Raw genomic sequence first — 15252 nt, 5'->3', positions numbered from 1 at the left:
TGAATACGTATCGGGTGACGGCGCGCGATCCATGGACTCGACGACCGCCTGCGAACCATGTCTGCCGCGAATGAACCCTCAATGGTCACTGGATGCGGCACGGGAAAGCGCGTGGCGCTTTCCCGGTTCGTCTGTTTTCGTTATTTAGCGATCGACGCGCTCTTGAGGCGGCCGAAAGCGCCTTCGACCAGCGCCTTCTGCTGCTCGTAGTGCTTCGCGTAGTAGCCGACTGCCGGCGAAGCCGAAGCCGGACGACCGCTGTATGCCAGCTTCTGCCCGTCCTTCATGCCTTCCTTCAGGTGGTGCTCGATGTAGAACCACGGGCCCTGATTCTGCGGCTCGTCCTGCACCCACACCACTTCGGTCGCGTTGTCGTACTTCTTCATTTCCGCTTCGAACTGCTTATGCGCGAACGGATAGAGCTGTTCGATACGGATGATCGCGACGTCGTTCGACTTCGATTCACGGCGATGCGCGAGCAGGTCGTAATAGACGCGGCCCGAGCAAATCACGACGCGCTTGACCTTCTTCGCGTCGATGGCCTGATCGATCTCACCGATTACCGGCTGGAACGAACCGTTGGCCAGTTCCGACAGATCCGACACGGCTTCCTTGTGACGCAGCAGCGACTTCGGCGTGGCGACGATCAGCGGCTTGCGGAACAGGCGGATCATTTGACGGCGCAGCAGGTGGAAAATCTGCGCCGGCGTGGTCGGCTGAACGACCTGCATGTTGTGGTCCGCGCACAGTTGCAGGAAACGTTCGATCCGCGCCGACGAGTGCTCAGGGCCCTGGCCTTCGTAGCCGTGCGGCAGCAGCATGGTAAGGCCCGACACACGGCCCCACTTCACTTCGCCCGACGAGATGAACTGGTCGATCACGACTTGCGCGCCGTTCACGAAGTCGCCGAACTGCGCTTCCCATGCGACGAACGTATTCGGTTCAGCGGTCGAGTAGCCGTATTCGAAGCCGAGCACCGCTTCTTCCGACAACACCGAGTCGATCACCGTGAACTTCGCCTGACCTTCGGCGATGTTCTGCAGCGGCACGTAGGTGCCGTCGTTCCAGCGTTCGCGATTCTGATCGTGCAGCACCGCGTGACGGTGCGTGAACGTGCCGCGGCCCGAGTCCTGACCGGTCAGGCGCACTGCGTAGCCCGACGCGACCAGCGACGCGAACGCGAGGTGTTCGCCCATGCCCCAGTCGAGCTTCGCTTCGCCACGGCCCATTGCGCGGCGGTCATTGATGACGCGCTCGACCAGCGGGTGAACCTTGAAGTTTTCGGGAATCGTGGTGATGCGCTCGGCGAGGCGCTTCAATTCGGCGAGCGGCACGGCCGTGTCGGCTGCGTCGGTCCATTTGCGGTTCAGGAACGGCACCCAATCCACCGCGTACTTGCTCTTGTAGTTCGAGAGCACCGGGTCGACGGTGTGATGGCCTTCGTCCATCGCCTTGCGGTAAGCCTTGACGTATTCGTCCGCGTCGGTCGCCGTGATCACGCCTTGCTGCGTCAGCTTTTCAGCGTACAGCGCGCGCGTGCCCGGATGCTTGGCGATCGTCTTGTACATCAGCGGCTGCGTGACAGCCGGCGTGTCCTGCTCGTTATGGCCGAGCTTACGGAAGCAGACGATGTCGACGACGACGTCCTTGTGGAACTGCATCCGGAAGTCGATGGCCAGCTGCGTGGCCAGCACGACCGCTTCCGGATCGTCGCCGTTCACGTGCAGCACCGGCGCCTCGATCATCTTGACGACGTCCGAGCAGTACAACGTGGAGCGCGAATCGCGCGGGTCCGACGTCGTGAAACCGATCTGGTTGTTGATGACGATATGCAGCGTGCCGTGCGTGCCGTAACCACGCGTTTGCGCGAGGTTCAGCGTTTCCATCACGACGCCCTGGCCCGCGAAGGCCGCGTCGCCGTGGATCTGCACCGGCAGCACTTGCAGGCCGTTGTCGTCGCCGCGACGGTCCATGCGCGCCTTCGCCGAACCTTCGACCACCGGGTTGACGATTTCGAGGTGCGACGGATTGAACGCGAGCGACAGGTGAACCGGGCCGCCGTCGGTCGAGATATCCGACGAGAAACCCTTGTGGTATTTCACGTCGCCGGCCGGCAGGTCGTCGACATGCTTGCCTTCGAATTCGGCGAACAGATCGGCCGGCATCTTGCCGAGCGTATTGACCAGCACGTTCAGACGGCCACGGTGAGCCATGCCGATGACGATTTCCTGCACGCCGCGAGCGCCGCCATGACGCACGACTTCGTCCATCGACGCGATGAAGCTTTCGCCGCCTTCGAGCGAGAAGCGTTTCTGGCCGACGTACTTGGTGTGCAGGAAGCGCTCGAGGCCTTCGGCGGCCGTCAGGCGATTCAGGATGTGCTTTTTCTTTTCGTTGGAGAAGTTCGGCGTCGAGCGAATCGACTCGAGCTTCTCCTTCCACCAGCGCTTCTGTTCCGGATCGCTGAGGTACATGTACTCGGCGCCGATCGTGCCGCAGTACGTGTCGCGCAATGCCTTGACGATCTCGCGCAGCGAAGCGCGCTCGAATCCGAAATACAGATTCGTTGCGCTGAACTCCTGGTCCATGTCGGCTTCGGTGAAGTCGTAGAACGCGGGTTCAAGTTCGGGGATCGCGGGACGTTCGCGGCGCTTCAGAGGATCGAGATTGGCCCATTGCGAGCCGAGGAAGCGATATGCGCCGATGAGGGACTGCACATAGACTTGCTTTCGCGCAGTGGCGAGATCTTCGCCACCGGTTGCCGTGCGCGGGATGAAGGCGTTGGCCTTGGCCCGTTGAGCAAACGATTCGACGATCGGGCCGTGGGCCACGTCGTTGGCACTGGTGCCATCCGATGCAGGGACGTTCTGCAACGCGTCGAAATAGCTGCGCCAGTTCTCGGGCACTGACGCCGGATTGTCGAGATATGCTTCGTACATTTCTTCAACGTACGGAGCATTGCCGCCGAACAGATAAGAGTTCGACTGGAATTGCTTCATCATTTTTACGCTCACCTTTCTTCGAGTTTCTCGAGAAATAGCGGGTTACAGAACCTTCCGCGACACGGCCTGACCGTTTAGCGGATTGCGCGAATCAAGTCTTGCTTGGAAGGACCTAAAACTTTGCACCCGGGGAGCATAGCACAGATCAAATAGTCCAGATAGCCGACGGTTTGCCGCTCAAGCCCGCCGCGACGGGCTTTCCGGCCGATATCCAGTGCGCGCAACGGTCTTTCTGCGATAAACGTGGACGAACGCGCATCAACGGTTTGCCAACCACTAGCAACTACGCACAACGCGATTGGCGCGCCAGAAACGGCAAAAGCCACCCGGAGGTGGCTTTTGCTTGTCTTACCTTGCCATCATGCCGCGCAAGGCGCGGTCAATCAGTCCACGGCGCCCTTACGGCTTGCGCTGCGGCGCTCGTGTTCCTTCAGATAGCGCTTGCGCAGACGGATCGATTGCGGCGTGACTTCGACCAGTTCATCGTCGTCGATGAATTCAACCGCGTATTCCAGCGACATCTGGATCGGCGGCACGAGGCGCACCGCTTCGTCGGTACCCGACGAACGCACGTTGGTCAATTGCTTGCCCTTGATCGGGTTCACGACCAGGTCGTTGTCCCGGCTGTGAATGCCGATGATCATGCCTTCGTACAGCGGCTCGCCCGGCGACACGAACATACGGCCGCGATCCTGCAATTTCCACAGCGCGTAAGCGACTGCCGCGCCGTCGTCCTGCGAAATCAGCACGCCGTTGCGACGCTCGCCGACCGCGCCTTCCCTGACCGGCTGATACGAGTCGAACGTGTGGCTCATCAGGCCCGTGCCGCGCGTGAGCGTGAGGAATTCCGACTGGAAGCCGATCAGGCCACGTGCCGAAATGCGGTACTCGAGACGCGTGCGGCCACGGCCGTCCGACGCCATGTCGAGCATTTCGCCCTTGCGGCGGCCGAGTTCTTCCATCACGCCGCCCTGGTGGGCGTCTTCCATGTCGACGGTCAGGTTTTCGTACGGCTCGTGCTTCACACCGTCGATTTCCTGCATCACCACGCGCGGACGCGACACGGCCAGCTCGTAGCCTTCACGGCGCATGTTTTCCACGAGAATGGTCAGGTGCAATTCACCGCGGCCGGCCACTTCGAAGGTGGTTTCGTCGCCGGTTTCCTTCACGCGCAGTGCGACGTTGTGGTTCAGCTCCTTCATCAGACGGTCGCGAATCTGACGGCTCGTGACGAACTTGCCTTCGCGGCCAGCGAGCGGCGACGAGTTGACGAGGAAGTTCATGGTCAGCGTGGGTTCGTCGACGGTGATCATCGGCAGCGCTTCCGGCTGCTCCGGCGAGCAGATGGTCACGCCGATGCCGATTTCCTCGATACCGTTGATCAGCACGATGTCGCCGGCCTCGGCCGATTCGACCTGCACGCGCTCCAGACCCTTGAACGACAGCACCTGGTTGATCTTGCGGTTCAGGATCGCGCCGTCGGGGCCCGAACGCACGGCTACGGCCATGCCCGGCTTGATGCGGCCGCGCGTGATGCGGCCCACGCCGATACGGCCAACATACGACGAATAGTCGAGCGACGTGATCTGCAGTTGCAGCGGCGCTTCCGGATCGGCCGGGCGAACCGGCACGTGTTCCAGCACGGCGTCGAACAGCGGACGCATGTCGCCTTCACGCACGTCCGGCGTCAGGCCGGCGTAGCCGTTCAAGCCCGATGCGTAGACGATCGGGAAGTCGAGCTGCTCGTCCGACGCGCCCAGTTTGTCAAACAGGTCGAAGGTCTGGTTGATCACCCAGTCGATGCGCGCGCCCGGACGGTCCACCTTGTTGATCACGACGATCGGCTTCAGGCCGAGCGCCAGCGCCTTCTTGGTCACGAAACGCGTTTGCGGCATCGGGCCTTCCACGGCATCCACCAGCAGCAGCACCGAGTCGACCATCGACAGCACGCGCTCCACTTCACCGCCGAAATCGGCGTGGCCCGGCGTGTCGACGATATTGATGTGCGTGCCTTCGTATTCGACCGCGCAGTTCTTCGACAGAATCGTGATGCCACGTTCTTTTTCGATGTCGTTCGAGTCCATCACGCGTTCGACGACCTGCTGGTTCTCGCGGAACGTGGCGGTTTGGCGGAGGAGCTGGTCGACGAGCGTGGTCTTGCCGTGGTCGACGTGGGCAATGATGGCGATGTTGCGTAGGGCGCGGGTCATAGGAAACCTGGGGACAGTTGGAGTGCGCCGAATGCTCATGCCGGTTACTTGGTTACTTCTCATGAACCACGACAAGCCCAAAGCGCACTTTTGGGAACCCAACATTATAGCACGCACGAATGAAGCTTTCTGGTATTCCCTGACAGACCGAGCATCTTCGGCGCAGCGAAGCGTAGGAAACCATGCGACTTACGCCGGGAAAATCCCACGCAAAACCGGTCAACGTATAACCTTGAGCAGCAAAAGTTCCTTGCCTAAGCTGTGGTAACGCTTGCCGCGTCAATCAACCCCGTCTTATAATCCTGCCTAGTCAACCATTGCATTCGCACGAGAGTCATGACGAAGCCGTCCCCCACCCCGCCGCCCGAGATCAGCGAATACCAGGTCGGCGAAAGCGTCGGCTACCTGATCACGCGAGTGAGATCGACCATGTCGAATCTGGTCACTCAGCGCAGCATGGCCGAACTGGGCATCACCAGCCAGCAAGGCAGCATCCTGTTCATGGTGGCCAGCGGCAAATGCCTGCTGGCGGCCGAACTGGCCCGTGAATACGGCATTGACGCAAGCGCCGTCACGCGTCTGGTCGACCGGTTGGAAAAACGCGGCCTGCTGACGAGAGTGCGCAGCAACGAAGACCGACGCGTGGTTCGTCTCGCGCTGACGCCCGAAGGCCAGGCGATCGCCGCCAGGATGCCCGCGATTTTCACTGGCGTGCTGAACAGCCTGCTGAGCGGTTTCACTCCCGAAGAAGTGGGCTTTCTGAAAAGCATGCTGCGCCGCGTGCTGGTCAACGCCGGCGAACAAACGGGAGTTACCCGTGATGCAGCAAGCAAACCCGACAGCAAATCGTAAGAATTTGCTTGCAGTGTCCATCATTATCTTCACTCAAAGAGTCGAGCGAATGAAATCCCTTTCCCTGTCCGTGCCCGCACTTTCGAGCCGGGCCGCTGTCGCCGCCGCTGTGACGGCGCTCGCCCTCACGGGGTGCGCGAACTACTTCGGTATGAAAAGCGACAAGCAGATGTCGTCGCCGGCTCAGTACGAGTCCGCTCGGAGTCTGCCCAGCGAGAGCGGCCAATGGCCGTCGCTCGACTGGGCCAACCAGTTCGGCGACCCGCAACTGCCCAAGCTGATCGCGGAGGCGCTCGAAGGCAGTCCGTCGATCGCCCAGGCGCAGGCGCGCGTGGCCAAGGCTTCGTCGTATATCGAGAGCTCGCGCTCGGCGCTGTATCCGAAGGTCACCGGCAGCTATTCGTGGACCCGCGAACTGTTCTCGGGCAACGCGCTCTACCCGCCTCCGTACGGCGGCACCTGGTATAGCGAAAATAACGTGCTCGCGAGCGCGTCATGGGATCTCGACCTGTGGGGCAAAAACCGCCAGCGCCTCGGCCAGGCGGTGTCGCAGGAAAAAGCCGCCGAAGCCGACATGCAGCAGGCGCGCGTGACGCTCGCCGCGTCGGTGGCGAGCAGGTACAACCAGCTCGCGCAGCTGTACGCGCTGCGCGACATCGCCGCGCGTGAAATCGCCAACCGTCAGGAAATCGGCCGCATTACGAACGGGCGCGTCGCCGCCGGTCTCGACACCAACGTCGAGCGGCAAACCGCGAACGGCAACATCGCAACCAGCCAGTCGACGCTGACCGACCTCGACGGCCAGATCACCGTGGTGCGCTATCAGTTGGGCGCGCTGCTGGGCAAGGGTCCCGACCGCGGCCTCCAGATCGCCCAGCCGGTCCTGACCACCGGCGACACCGTGGCGCTGCCGAACAACCTGCCGGCCGATCTCGTGGCGCGCCGCGCGGACATCGTCGCCGCGCGCTGGCAGGTCGAAGCCGCGATGCACGACGTGAAGGAAGCGAAAGCGGAGTTCTTCCCGGACGTCAACCTCGCCGCCGGCTTCGGTTTCGACGCGTTCGGCTGGGGCCGATTCCTCAAGGCGGGCAGCCGCCAGATGCAATTCGGCCCCGCCATCCACCTGCCGATCTTCGACGCCGGCGCGCTGCGCTCGCAGTTGAAGGGACGCTACGCCGATTTCGATCTGGATGTGGCGAACTACAACCAGACGCTGATCAACGCCCTCTCGGACGTGGCGACGCAAGTGTCGTCGATCCGTTCCATCGACCAGCAATCGGGCGACGCGCAGCGCGCGCTCGACGCGTCCACCAAGGCGTATCAGCTGGCCGTGATCCGCTACAAGGCCGGTTTGTCGCCGCAGTTGCAGGTGCTGACCGCCGACCAGAACCGCCTTGCCGCCGAACAGACGGTAACGAGCCTGAAGATGCGCCGCCGCGATATGCAGATCGGTCTCGTCAAGGCGCTCGGCGGCGGTTTCGACGCGACGCAGACCGGCCTCGTGGTGCCGACCGATGCCCCGGCGTCGGCCACCGCCGCGACCGCCGCCGCGAACTGACACGGCATCGGCACCAGACCCGCACGCACACCCGAATAAACGACGACGCTTGAGAGAACCCGGAGCACATCAATGAGCACCCCCCAGCAGCCCGCTGCCCCCGCACAACCGGCCAACAACGGCAAACGCAAGCGCATGATGACGCTGCTCGTCATCGTGATCCTGATCGCCGCGATCGCCTACGGCCTGTACTACTTCCTCGTCGCGCGCTTCCACGAAGACACCGACGACGCGTACGTGAACGGCAACGTCGTGCAAATCACGCCGCAAGTCACCGGCACGGTCGTCGCCGTGAATGCGGACGACACGCAAACCGTGAAGGCCGGCGACCCGCTCGTCGTGCTCGACCCGGCGGACGCGCGCGTCGCGCTGGAACAGGCCGAAGCGAATCTCGCGCAAACGGTGCGCCAGGTGCGCGGCCTGTTCGCCGACGACAACCAATACCAGGCGCAAGTCGCCGTCCGCCAGGCCGATCTGTCGCGCGCTCAGGACGACCTGAAGCGCCGTCTGACGGTCGCGCAAACCGGCGCCGTGTCGCTCGAGGAAATCTCGCACGCGCGCGACGCCGTGAAGAGCGCGCAAGCCGCCGTCGACGCCGCCCAGCAGCAGTTGGCCTCGAACCGCGCGCTGACCGCCAACACCTCGATCGCGAATCACCCGAACGTGCTGTCCGCCGCCGCGAAGGTCCGCGACGCCTACCTGAACAACGCGCGCAACAACCTGCCGGCGCCGGTCACGGGCTATGTCGCCAAGCGCTCGGTGCAGGTCGGCCAGCGCGTCTCGCCGGGCACGCCGCTGATGGCCATCGTGCCGCTCGGCAGCGTGTGGGTCGACGCGAACTTCAAGGAAGTGCAGTTGAAGCACATGCGCATCGGTCAGCCGGTCGAACTGACGGCCGACGTGTACGGTTCGTCGGTGGTGTATCACGGCAAGGTGGTCGGTTTCTCGGCGGGTACGGGCTCGGCCTTCTCGCTGCTGCCCGCGCAGAACGCGACCGGCAACTGGATCAAGGTGGTGCAGCGCCTGCCGGTACGGATCGCGCTCGACCCGAAGGAGCTCGAACAGCATCCGCTGCGCATCGGCCTGTCGATGCAAGCCGACGTGACCATCAAGGACGACCAGGGCGGCCAGCTCGGCCAGGCGCCGAACACGGTCTATCAAACCACCGTGTTCGAGAAGTACGGCGACGAAGCCGACGCGGAAATCGCCCGCATCATCGCGGAAAACGCGGGCCCGAACGGCGGCACGCAGAAGTCGGCGCAAGCCGGCGGTGCGAAGCCCGCCGCCGCCGCTACGGCCGCGGCCGCGAAATTGATGTAAGTCGCGCAACGATTCCTACAAGGTTTTTCGCTTCATGGCTCAGGCTCAGGCGCAAGTTCCTCATCCGCCGCTCGAGGGCGCGCAACTGGTGATCGGCACCATTGCGGTGTCGCTCGCCGTCTTTATGAACGTGCTCGACACGTCGATTGCGAACGTCTCGATTCCGTCCATTTCGGGCGACCTCGGCGTGTCGTCCGACCAGGGCACGTGGGTAATCACCTCGTTCGCGGTGGCGAACGCGATCTCCGTGCCGCTCACCGGCTGGCTCACCGACCGCATCGGTCAGGTGCGCCTGTTCATGGCGTCGATCGTGCTGTTCGTGATCTCGTCGTGGCTGTGCGGCCTCGCGCCCACGCTGCCGTTCCTGCTGGCGTCGCGCGTGCTGCAAGGCGCCGTGGCCGGCCCGATGATTCCGCTGTCGCAAACGCTGCTGCTCGCCAGCTATCCGCGCGCCAAGGCGCCGATGGCGTTGTCGATGTGGGCGATGACCACGTTGATCGCGCCGGTGGCCGGGCCGATTCTCGGCGGCTGGATCTCGGACAACATCTCCTGGCCGTGGATTTTCTACGTCAACATTCCGGTCGGCGCGATTGCCGCCGCGGCCACGTGGATGATCTTCCGCAATCGCGATTCAGTGATTAAAAAAGCGCCGATCGACGGCGTCGGTCTCGGCCTGCTGATCCTTTGGGTCGGCGCGTTGCAGATCATGCTCGACAAAGGCAAGGACCTCGACTGGTTTTCGTCGACCACCATCGTCGTGCTGACGCTGGTCGCGGTGATCGCGCTCGCGTTCTTCGTGGTGTGGGAGCTGACGGCCGAGCATCCGGTGGTCGATCTGTCGCTCTTCAGCAAGCGTAATTTCACGGGCGGCACGGTTGCGCTGTCGGTCGGCTATGGCCTGTACTTCGGCAATCTCGTGCTGCTGCCGTTGTGGCTGCAAACCGATATCGGTTACACGGCAACCGAGGCGGGACTGGTCATGGCGCCGGTCGGCCTGTTCGCCGTGCTGCTGTCGCCGATCACAGGCAAGATCTTGCCGCGTACCGATCCGCGCTATATCGCGACGCTGTCGTTCCTCGTATTCGCGTTGTGCTTCTGGATGCGCTCGCGTTATACGACCGGCGTCGATACGTATTCGCTGCTGCTGCCCACGTTGATTCAAGGCATCGGCATGGCCGGGTTCTTCATTCCGCTGGTGTCGATCACGCTTTCGGGCTTGCCCGGCAACCGGATTCCGGCCGCATCGGGTTTGTCGAATTTCGTGCGGATCATGTGCGGCGGCATCGGCACCTCGATTTTCCAGACGGCGTGGGATCACCGCACCATCATGCATCACGCGCAACTGGCCGAACAGGCTAGCGCGTACAACCCGGTGTTCGATCAGTCGATCCGGCAAATGGGTGCGGCCGGTTTCAGTCAGCCGCAAGCTTATGGATTGTTCAACACGATGGCCACGCAACAGGCCGCGCAATTGGGCGTGAACGATCTGTTCTTCGTGTCGGCCGGCATTTTTGTCGCGCTAATCGCGCTGATCTGGATCACCAGGCCGGAGCGTGCAGGCGGTGACGCCGGCGCGGCGGCGGCGGCCGCGCATTGACGTTGTTGCGTCTTTCCGGGCGCGGCGAAGTGGAATGGAAAAAGGCGGGGCCGCTTTCGAGCGGTCCCGCCTTTTTTCCTTGCTTCGGCTTCGGCTTCTAGCGCTTTAACGCGGCCTGGCTCGCCGTCGTCACCACCAGCCGTTCCGGTGCGAGCACGCCTTCGCCTTGTTTCGCGACACCGAGCAGGCGGCCTTCCCCGTCATACACACGCACGCGCGGCGCATTCACCGCGTCGCCGGTGATCGCCAACTCCGACAGCTTCAGGCGTTGACCGTGCAGAAAGCGGCGAGTCGCGTCCTCATCCAGCCTGACGAGCGGGAACGTGGACAGCAGCGCGTCGACCGGTTGCAGCCACGCGTCCCGCTCGCTTTCCGGCGCGCTCGACAGAGCATCGAGCGTCACCGCGTGTTCCAGCGTCAGCGCGCCGACGCCGGTGCGCCGCAACGCCACCAGATGCGCGCCGCAACCCAACGCTTCGCCGATGTCCTCGGCGAGCGTGCGCACATACGTGCCCTTGCTGCACGTCACGCGAAAGGTCACGTCCGGCAGCGCGCAGGCGAGCAATTCGAGCGCGTGGATCGTCACCTGCCGCCCTTCCCGTTCGACCGTCTGACCGGCGCGCGCGTATTCGTACAGCGGCTTGCCGTCGCGCTTGAGCGCCGAATACATCGGCGGAACCTGGATGATGTCGCCGAGAAACGTCGGTAAAGCCGCAAGGACCGCCGCCTGATCGCACGTCACCTCGCGTGTGTCGATGGTCTCGCCTTCGGCGTCGCCGGTGGTCGTGCGAATGCCGAGGCGCATCGTGGCCTCGTAGGTCTTGTCGGCTTCGAGCAGATCCTGCGAGAACTTGGTGGCTTCGCCGAAGCACAGCGGCAGCAAACCGGTGGCGAGCGGGTCGAGCGTGCCGGTGTGGCCCGCCTTTTTCGCCAGATAGAGACGTTTCGCGCGAATCAGCGCGTCGTTGCTCGACAGGCCGAGCGGCTTGTCGAGCAGCAGCACGCCGTCGAGCGCGCGCCGCGGCACGCGGGGGCGTTGAGGTGCGGTCATGTCAGAAAGACGGATCTTCGAGGTAAACGGAAAGCAAAACGGAAGGCGGCGCCAGGCGCATTGCAGTCAACGGCACGGCAGCGGATAACGCCTGCTCAGTCTTCTTTCGCGCGGTTGGCATTCGCCTCGTCGATCAGACGCGACATTTCGACCGCCCGCTCGATCGTCTTGTCGTAGTGGAAATGCAGCGTCGGCACGGTATGGATATGCAAGCGCTTGAACAGCTGATTGTGCAGATGACCGGCCGCATGCGTGAGCGCTTCCAGCGTCTGCTGCGGGTCGCCCGTCAGCGTCGTGAAATAGACCTTCGCGTGCGCGTAGTCCGGCGTCAGCTCGACGCTTTGAATCGTGACGATGCCGATGCGCGGATCCTTGACCTCACGCAGCAGCTCGGACAGGTCGCGCTGGATCTGATCGGCGATCTGCACGTTGCGATTGGGAGAAGAACGTTTTTTAGGCATGGTGTTGTGTGATCCGTTATGACGGATGCAAAAAGTTGATCGCGTAGCCGCGGTCTTCGTCATGCGGGCGGCATGTGAGCGGCTCGATGACCGTGGGCGGCTGCGGGCGCCATAGGCGACAGGCGCGCCGCCGTGGCTCAAAAAACAACGGGCGGAGCGGGCGCTAAAGCCCGCTCCGCCCGTTGAGCCGTGTCGCGTGAATTACAGCGTACGCGCGACTTCGGTGACTTCGAAGACTTCGAACTGATCGCCTTCGACGATATCGTTGAAGTTCTTGATCGACATACCGCACTCGAAGCCTTGACGGACTTCCTTCACGTCGTCCTTGAAGCGCTTGAGCGAATCGAGCTCGCCCGTGAAGATGACGACGTTGTTGCGCAGCACGCGTACCGACGACGAGCGCTTGACGAAACCGTCCGTGACCATACAGCCGGCCACCGCGCCGATCTTCGGCACCTTGAAGACCTGGCGCACTTCGACGGTGCCCGTCACGACTTCGCGCTTCTCCGGCGCCAGCATGCCGGACATCGCGGCCTTCACCTCATCCACTGCGTCGTAGATGATGTTGTAGTAGCGAATATCGACACCGTTGGCTTCCGCCAGCTTGCGCGCCTGTGCATCCGCACGGGTGTTGAAGCCGATGATCACCGCCTTCGAAGCCGTTGCCAGGTTGACGTCGGACTCGCTGATGCCGCCCACGGCGCCGTGCACGATCTGCACGCGGACTTCGTCGGTGGAGAGCTTGAGCAGCGACTGCACCAGCGCTTCCTGCGAACCCTGCACGTCGGCCTTGACGATGAGCGGCATGTACTGCACTTCGCCTTCGCCCATCTGTTCCAGCATGTTCTCGAGCTTCGCGGCCTGTTGCTTAGCCAGCTTGACGTCGCGGAACTTGCCTTGACGGAACAGCGCGACTTCACGCGCCTTGCGGTCGTCCGGCATGACGATGACTTCTTCACCGGCTTGCGGCACTTCCGACAGACCCTGGATTTCCACCGGGATCGACGGACCGGCGGACTTGGTCGGCTTGCCGGTTTCGTCGAGCATGGCTCGCACGCGGCCGTAAGCGCTACCCGCCAGCACCACGTCGCCACGGTTCAGCGTACCGGACTGGACGAGGATCGTTGCGACCGGACCCTTACCCTTGTCGAGCTTCGCTTCGATGACGAGACCCTTGGCCGCCGCTTCGACCGGCGCCTTCAGTTCCAGCACTTCGGCTTGCAGCAGCACGTTTTCGAGCAGGTCGTCGATGCCCGCGCCGGTTTTCGCCGACACCGACACGAACGGCGAATCGCCACCGTATTCTTCCGGCACGACGCCTTCCGCGACGAGTTCCTGCTTCACGCGCTCCGGATTCGCATCCGGCTTGTCGATCTTGTTGATCGCGACGACGAGCGGCACGCCGCCGGCCTTCGCGTGGGCGATCGCTTCCTTCGTTTGCGGCATCACGCCGTCGTCGGCTGCGACCACCAGAATCACGATGTCGGTTGCTTTCGCGCCGCGGGCACGCATGGCCGTAAAGGCCTCGTGACCCGGCGTATCGAGGAACGTGATGACGCCGCGCGGCGTTTCGACGTGATAGGCGCCGATGTGCTGCGTGATCCCGCCCGCTTCACCCGCTGCCACCTTGGCGCGGCGGATGTAGTCGAGCAGCGAGGTCTTGCCGTGGTCGACGTGACCCATGACCGTGACGACCGGCGGACGCGGCAATGCTTCCGCATCGCTGATTTCGCCTTCGACCAGCATCGCTTCCGGGTCGTCCAGCTTGGCCGCGACCGCATGGTGGCCCAATTCCTCGACGATGATCATCGCCGTTTCCTGGTCCAGCATCTGGTTGATCGTGACCATCTGGCCGAGCTTCATCATCGACTTGATGACTTCCGACGCCTTCACCGCCATCTTGTGCGCAAGATCGGCGACCGTGATGGTTTCCGGCACATGCACTTCACGCACGATCGGTTCGGTCGGCGCCTGGAACGTGGTGCTCTGATCCTGATGCTTGCCGCGACCCTTCGGGCCGCCGCGCCAGCCGCGATCGACGCCGCCGCTGGTATCGCCGCGCGTCTTGATGCCGCGGCGCTTGGCTGCGTCGTCCTGCCAGTTGCCCTTGCCCGCCGGCTTCTTCTTGTCGCCCGCCGACGGCGCCGTCGTGGCGGCCGGAGCCGCGACAGCCGGCTTCCTGGCGGCCGGGCGTGCCGTTGCTTCACCTGCCGGACGTGCCGGCTTGTGCAGCGTGCCCTTGGCTTCGGCGGCCTTGGCCGGCTCAGCGGGCTTCGGTGCCGGCTCCGGCGCCTTGACCTGCGCCTTGCGCGGCGTGTTCATCATTTCGCGAATCGCACGCGCCTCGGCTTCAGCCGCTGCGCGACGCTTGGCGATTTCTTCCTGTTCGGCGCGCGCTTTCTCAGCGGCTTGACGCGCCGCGTCTTCCGCCTTCTTCGCAGCCTCGCGTTGCGCCGCGCGTTCCGCCGCGGCGCGTTCGTCGTCCTGCTCGACGGCGGGTTGCGCAGCCTTGGCAGCCGCCGGTTCGGCTTTCGCCGTGACCGGCTGCGCAGCTTGCGCCGGCTGCTGAGGCTTCTCGCGAGCCGCCGCTTCGGCCGCAGCCGCCGCGCGCTTCTTCGCCGCTTCTTCTTCCGCACGGCGGCGCTCGGCTTCTGCAGCCTGCTCGCGCGCCTGACGTTCGGCTTCCTCGCGTTCGAGTTGTTCCTGACGCGCTTTCAGCTCCTGAGCCTGCTTTTCGAGCAGCTCGGCTTCGTGACGCGCTTCCTCTTCACGACGCTGGAGTTCCAGATCGTCGACGTCGGCCTCGGCCACATGATTCGATGCTTCCGCGCCTTCACTGACGGTTTCGTCGCGGCGGACGAAAGTGCGCTTCTTACGCACCTCGACCTGAATGGTGCGAGCCTTGCCCGTCGCGTCGGACTGCTTGATCTCCGACGTATGCCGTTTCGTCAGCGTGATCTTGCGCTTGTCCGCATCAGTCGAGCCGTGAGACTTGCGCAAGTGGTCGAGCAGACGCGCCTTGTCCGTTTCGGACAAGGTGTCGTCTTCGCTCGCTTTGGTGACGCCTGCCGCCTGCAGCTGCTCGAGCAGCACGCCTGCAGGCATTTTCAGTTCCGCGGCAAATTGGGCTACGTTGTTACTCGCCATTCATTCCTCTTAATGCAAGGACCGATTCCTTGCGGTTAGCATCGGGTCATGCGG

The 15252-nt window shown here is 63.4% G+C and carries 9 protein-coding genes; 4 read left to right on the top strand and 5 right to left on the bottom strand.

Annotation, left to right across the window (positions count from 1 at the left end; translation table 11 throughout):
* Window positions 1-140 precede the first annotated feature (140 nt).
* Both ACTJLC_RS22995 and typA read right to left on the bottom strand, forming a co-directional pair.
* Window positions 141-3002, bottom strand: coding sequence for a 2-oxoglutarate dehydrogenase E1 component (locus tag ACTJLC_RS22995; protein WP_073429874.1), 2862 nt, complete (start codon window positions 3000-3002; stop codon window positions 141-143).
* Between the two features lie 383 nt (window positions 3003-3385).
* On the bottom strand, window positions 3386-5212 hold the full coding sequence (typA, locus tag ACTJLC_RS22990) for a translational GTPase TypA (protein ID WP_310122797.1): 1827 nt from the start codon (window positions 5210-5212) through the stop codon (window positions 3386-3388).
* A 336-nt stretch (window positions 5213-5548) separates the two neighbouring features.
* Between typA and ACTJLC_RS22985 the strand changes: the two genes are divergently transcribed.
* The 4 genes from ACTJLC_RS22985 (at window position 5549) to ACTJLC_RS22970 (ending at window position 10539) form a co-directional block, all read left to right on the top strand.
* Window positions 5549-6064, top strand: a complete 516-nt coding sequence (locus ACTJLC_RS22985) for a MarR family winged helix-turn-helix transcriptional regulator (protein WP_073429870.1) — start codon at window positions 5549-5551, stop codon at window positions 6062-6064.
* Window positions 6065-6113: 49 nt separating this feature from the next.
* The gene (locus ACTJLC_RS22980; RefSeq protein ID WP_310134585.1) at window positions 6114-7622 is read left to right on the top strand and encodes an efflux transporter outer membrane subunit; all 1509 of its coding nucleotides are present in this window, start codon (window positions 6114-6116) and stop codon (window positions 7620-7622) included.
* Window positions 7623-7694: 72 nt separating this feature from the next.
* Window positions 7695-8942 carry an EmrA/EmrK family multidrug efflux transporter periplasmic adaptor subunit gene (locus tag ACTJLC_RS22975; protein WP_114162701.1) on the top strand — a complete coding sequence of 416 codons (1248 nt, stop codon included), beginning with the start codon at window positions 7695-7697 and terminating at the stop codon, window positions 8940-8942.
* A gap of 34 nt (window positions 8943-8976) precedes the next feature.
* Complete coding sequence (locus tag ACTJLC_RS22970; RefSeq protein WP_073429863.1) at window positions 8977-10539, top strand: DHA2 family efflux MFS transporter permease subunit; 1563 nt, start codon at window positions 8977-8979, stop codon at window positions 10537-10539.
* A gap of 97 nt (window positions 10540-10636) precedes the next feature.
* Here ACTJLC_RS22970 and truB read toward each other — a convergent pair whose 3' ends face one another.
* The 3 genes from truB to infB all read right to left on the bottom strand — a co-directional run bounded on the left by truB (window position 10637) and on the right by infB (window position 15198).
* On the bottom strand, window positions 10637-11590 hold the full coding sequence (truB, locus tag ACTJLC_RS22965) for a tRNA pseudouridine(55) synthase TruB (protein WP_073429861.1): 954 nt from the start codon (window positions 11588-11590) through the stop codon (window positions 10637-10639).
* Window positions 11591-11685: 95 nt separating this feature from the next.
* Window positions 11686-12051: a 30S ribosome-binding factor RbfA gene (gene rbfA / locus ACTJLC_RS22960; protein WP_042324072.1), complete on the bottom strand. Its 366-nt coding sequence runs from the start codon at window positions 12049-12051 to the stop codon at window positions 11686-11688.
* A gap of 201 nt (window positions 12052-12252) precedes the next feature.
* Window positions 12253-15198, bottom strand: coding sequence for a translation initiation factor IF-2 (gene infB, locus ACTJLC_RS22955; protein WP_073429859.1), 2946 nt, complete (start codon window positions 15196-15198; stop codon window positions 12253-12255).
* Between the last annotated feature and the right edge of the window lie 54 nt (window positions 15199-15252).

The sequence above is a fragment of the Paraburkholderia sp. 22099 genome (assembly GCF_052045835.1).
GTDB lineage: Bacteria > Pseudomonadota > Gammaproteobacteria > Burkholderiales > Burkholderiaceae > Paraburkholderia > Paraburkholderia terricola.
The sequence above is the reverse complement of the archived record's forward strand: the minus strand, read 5'-3'. Positions and strand labels throughout refer to the sequence as shown.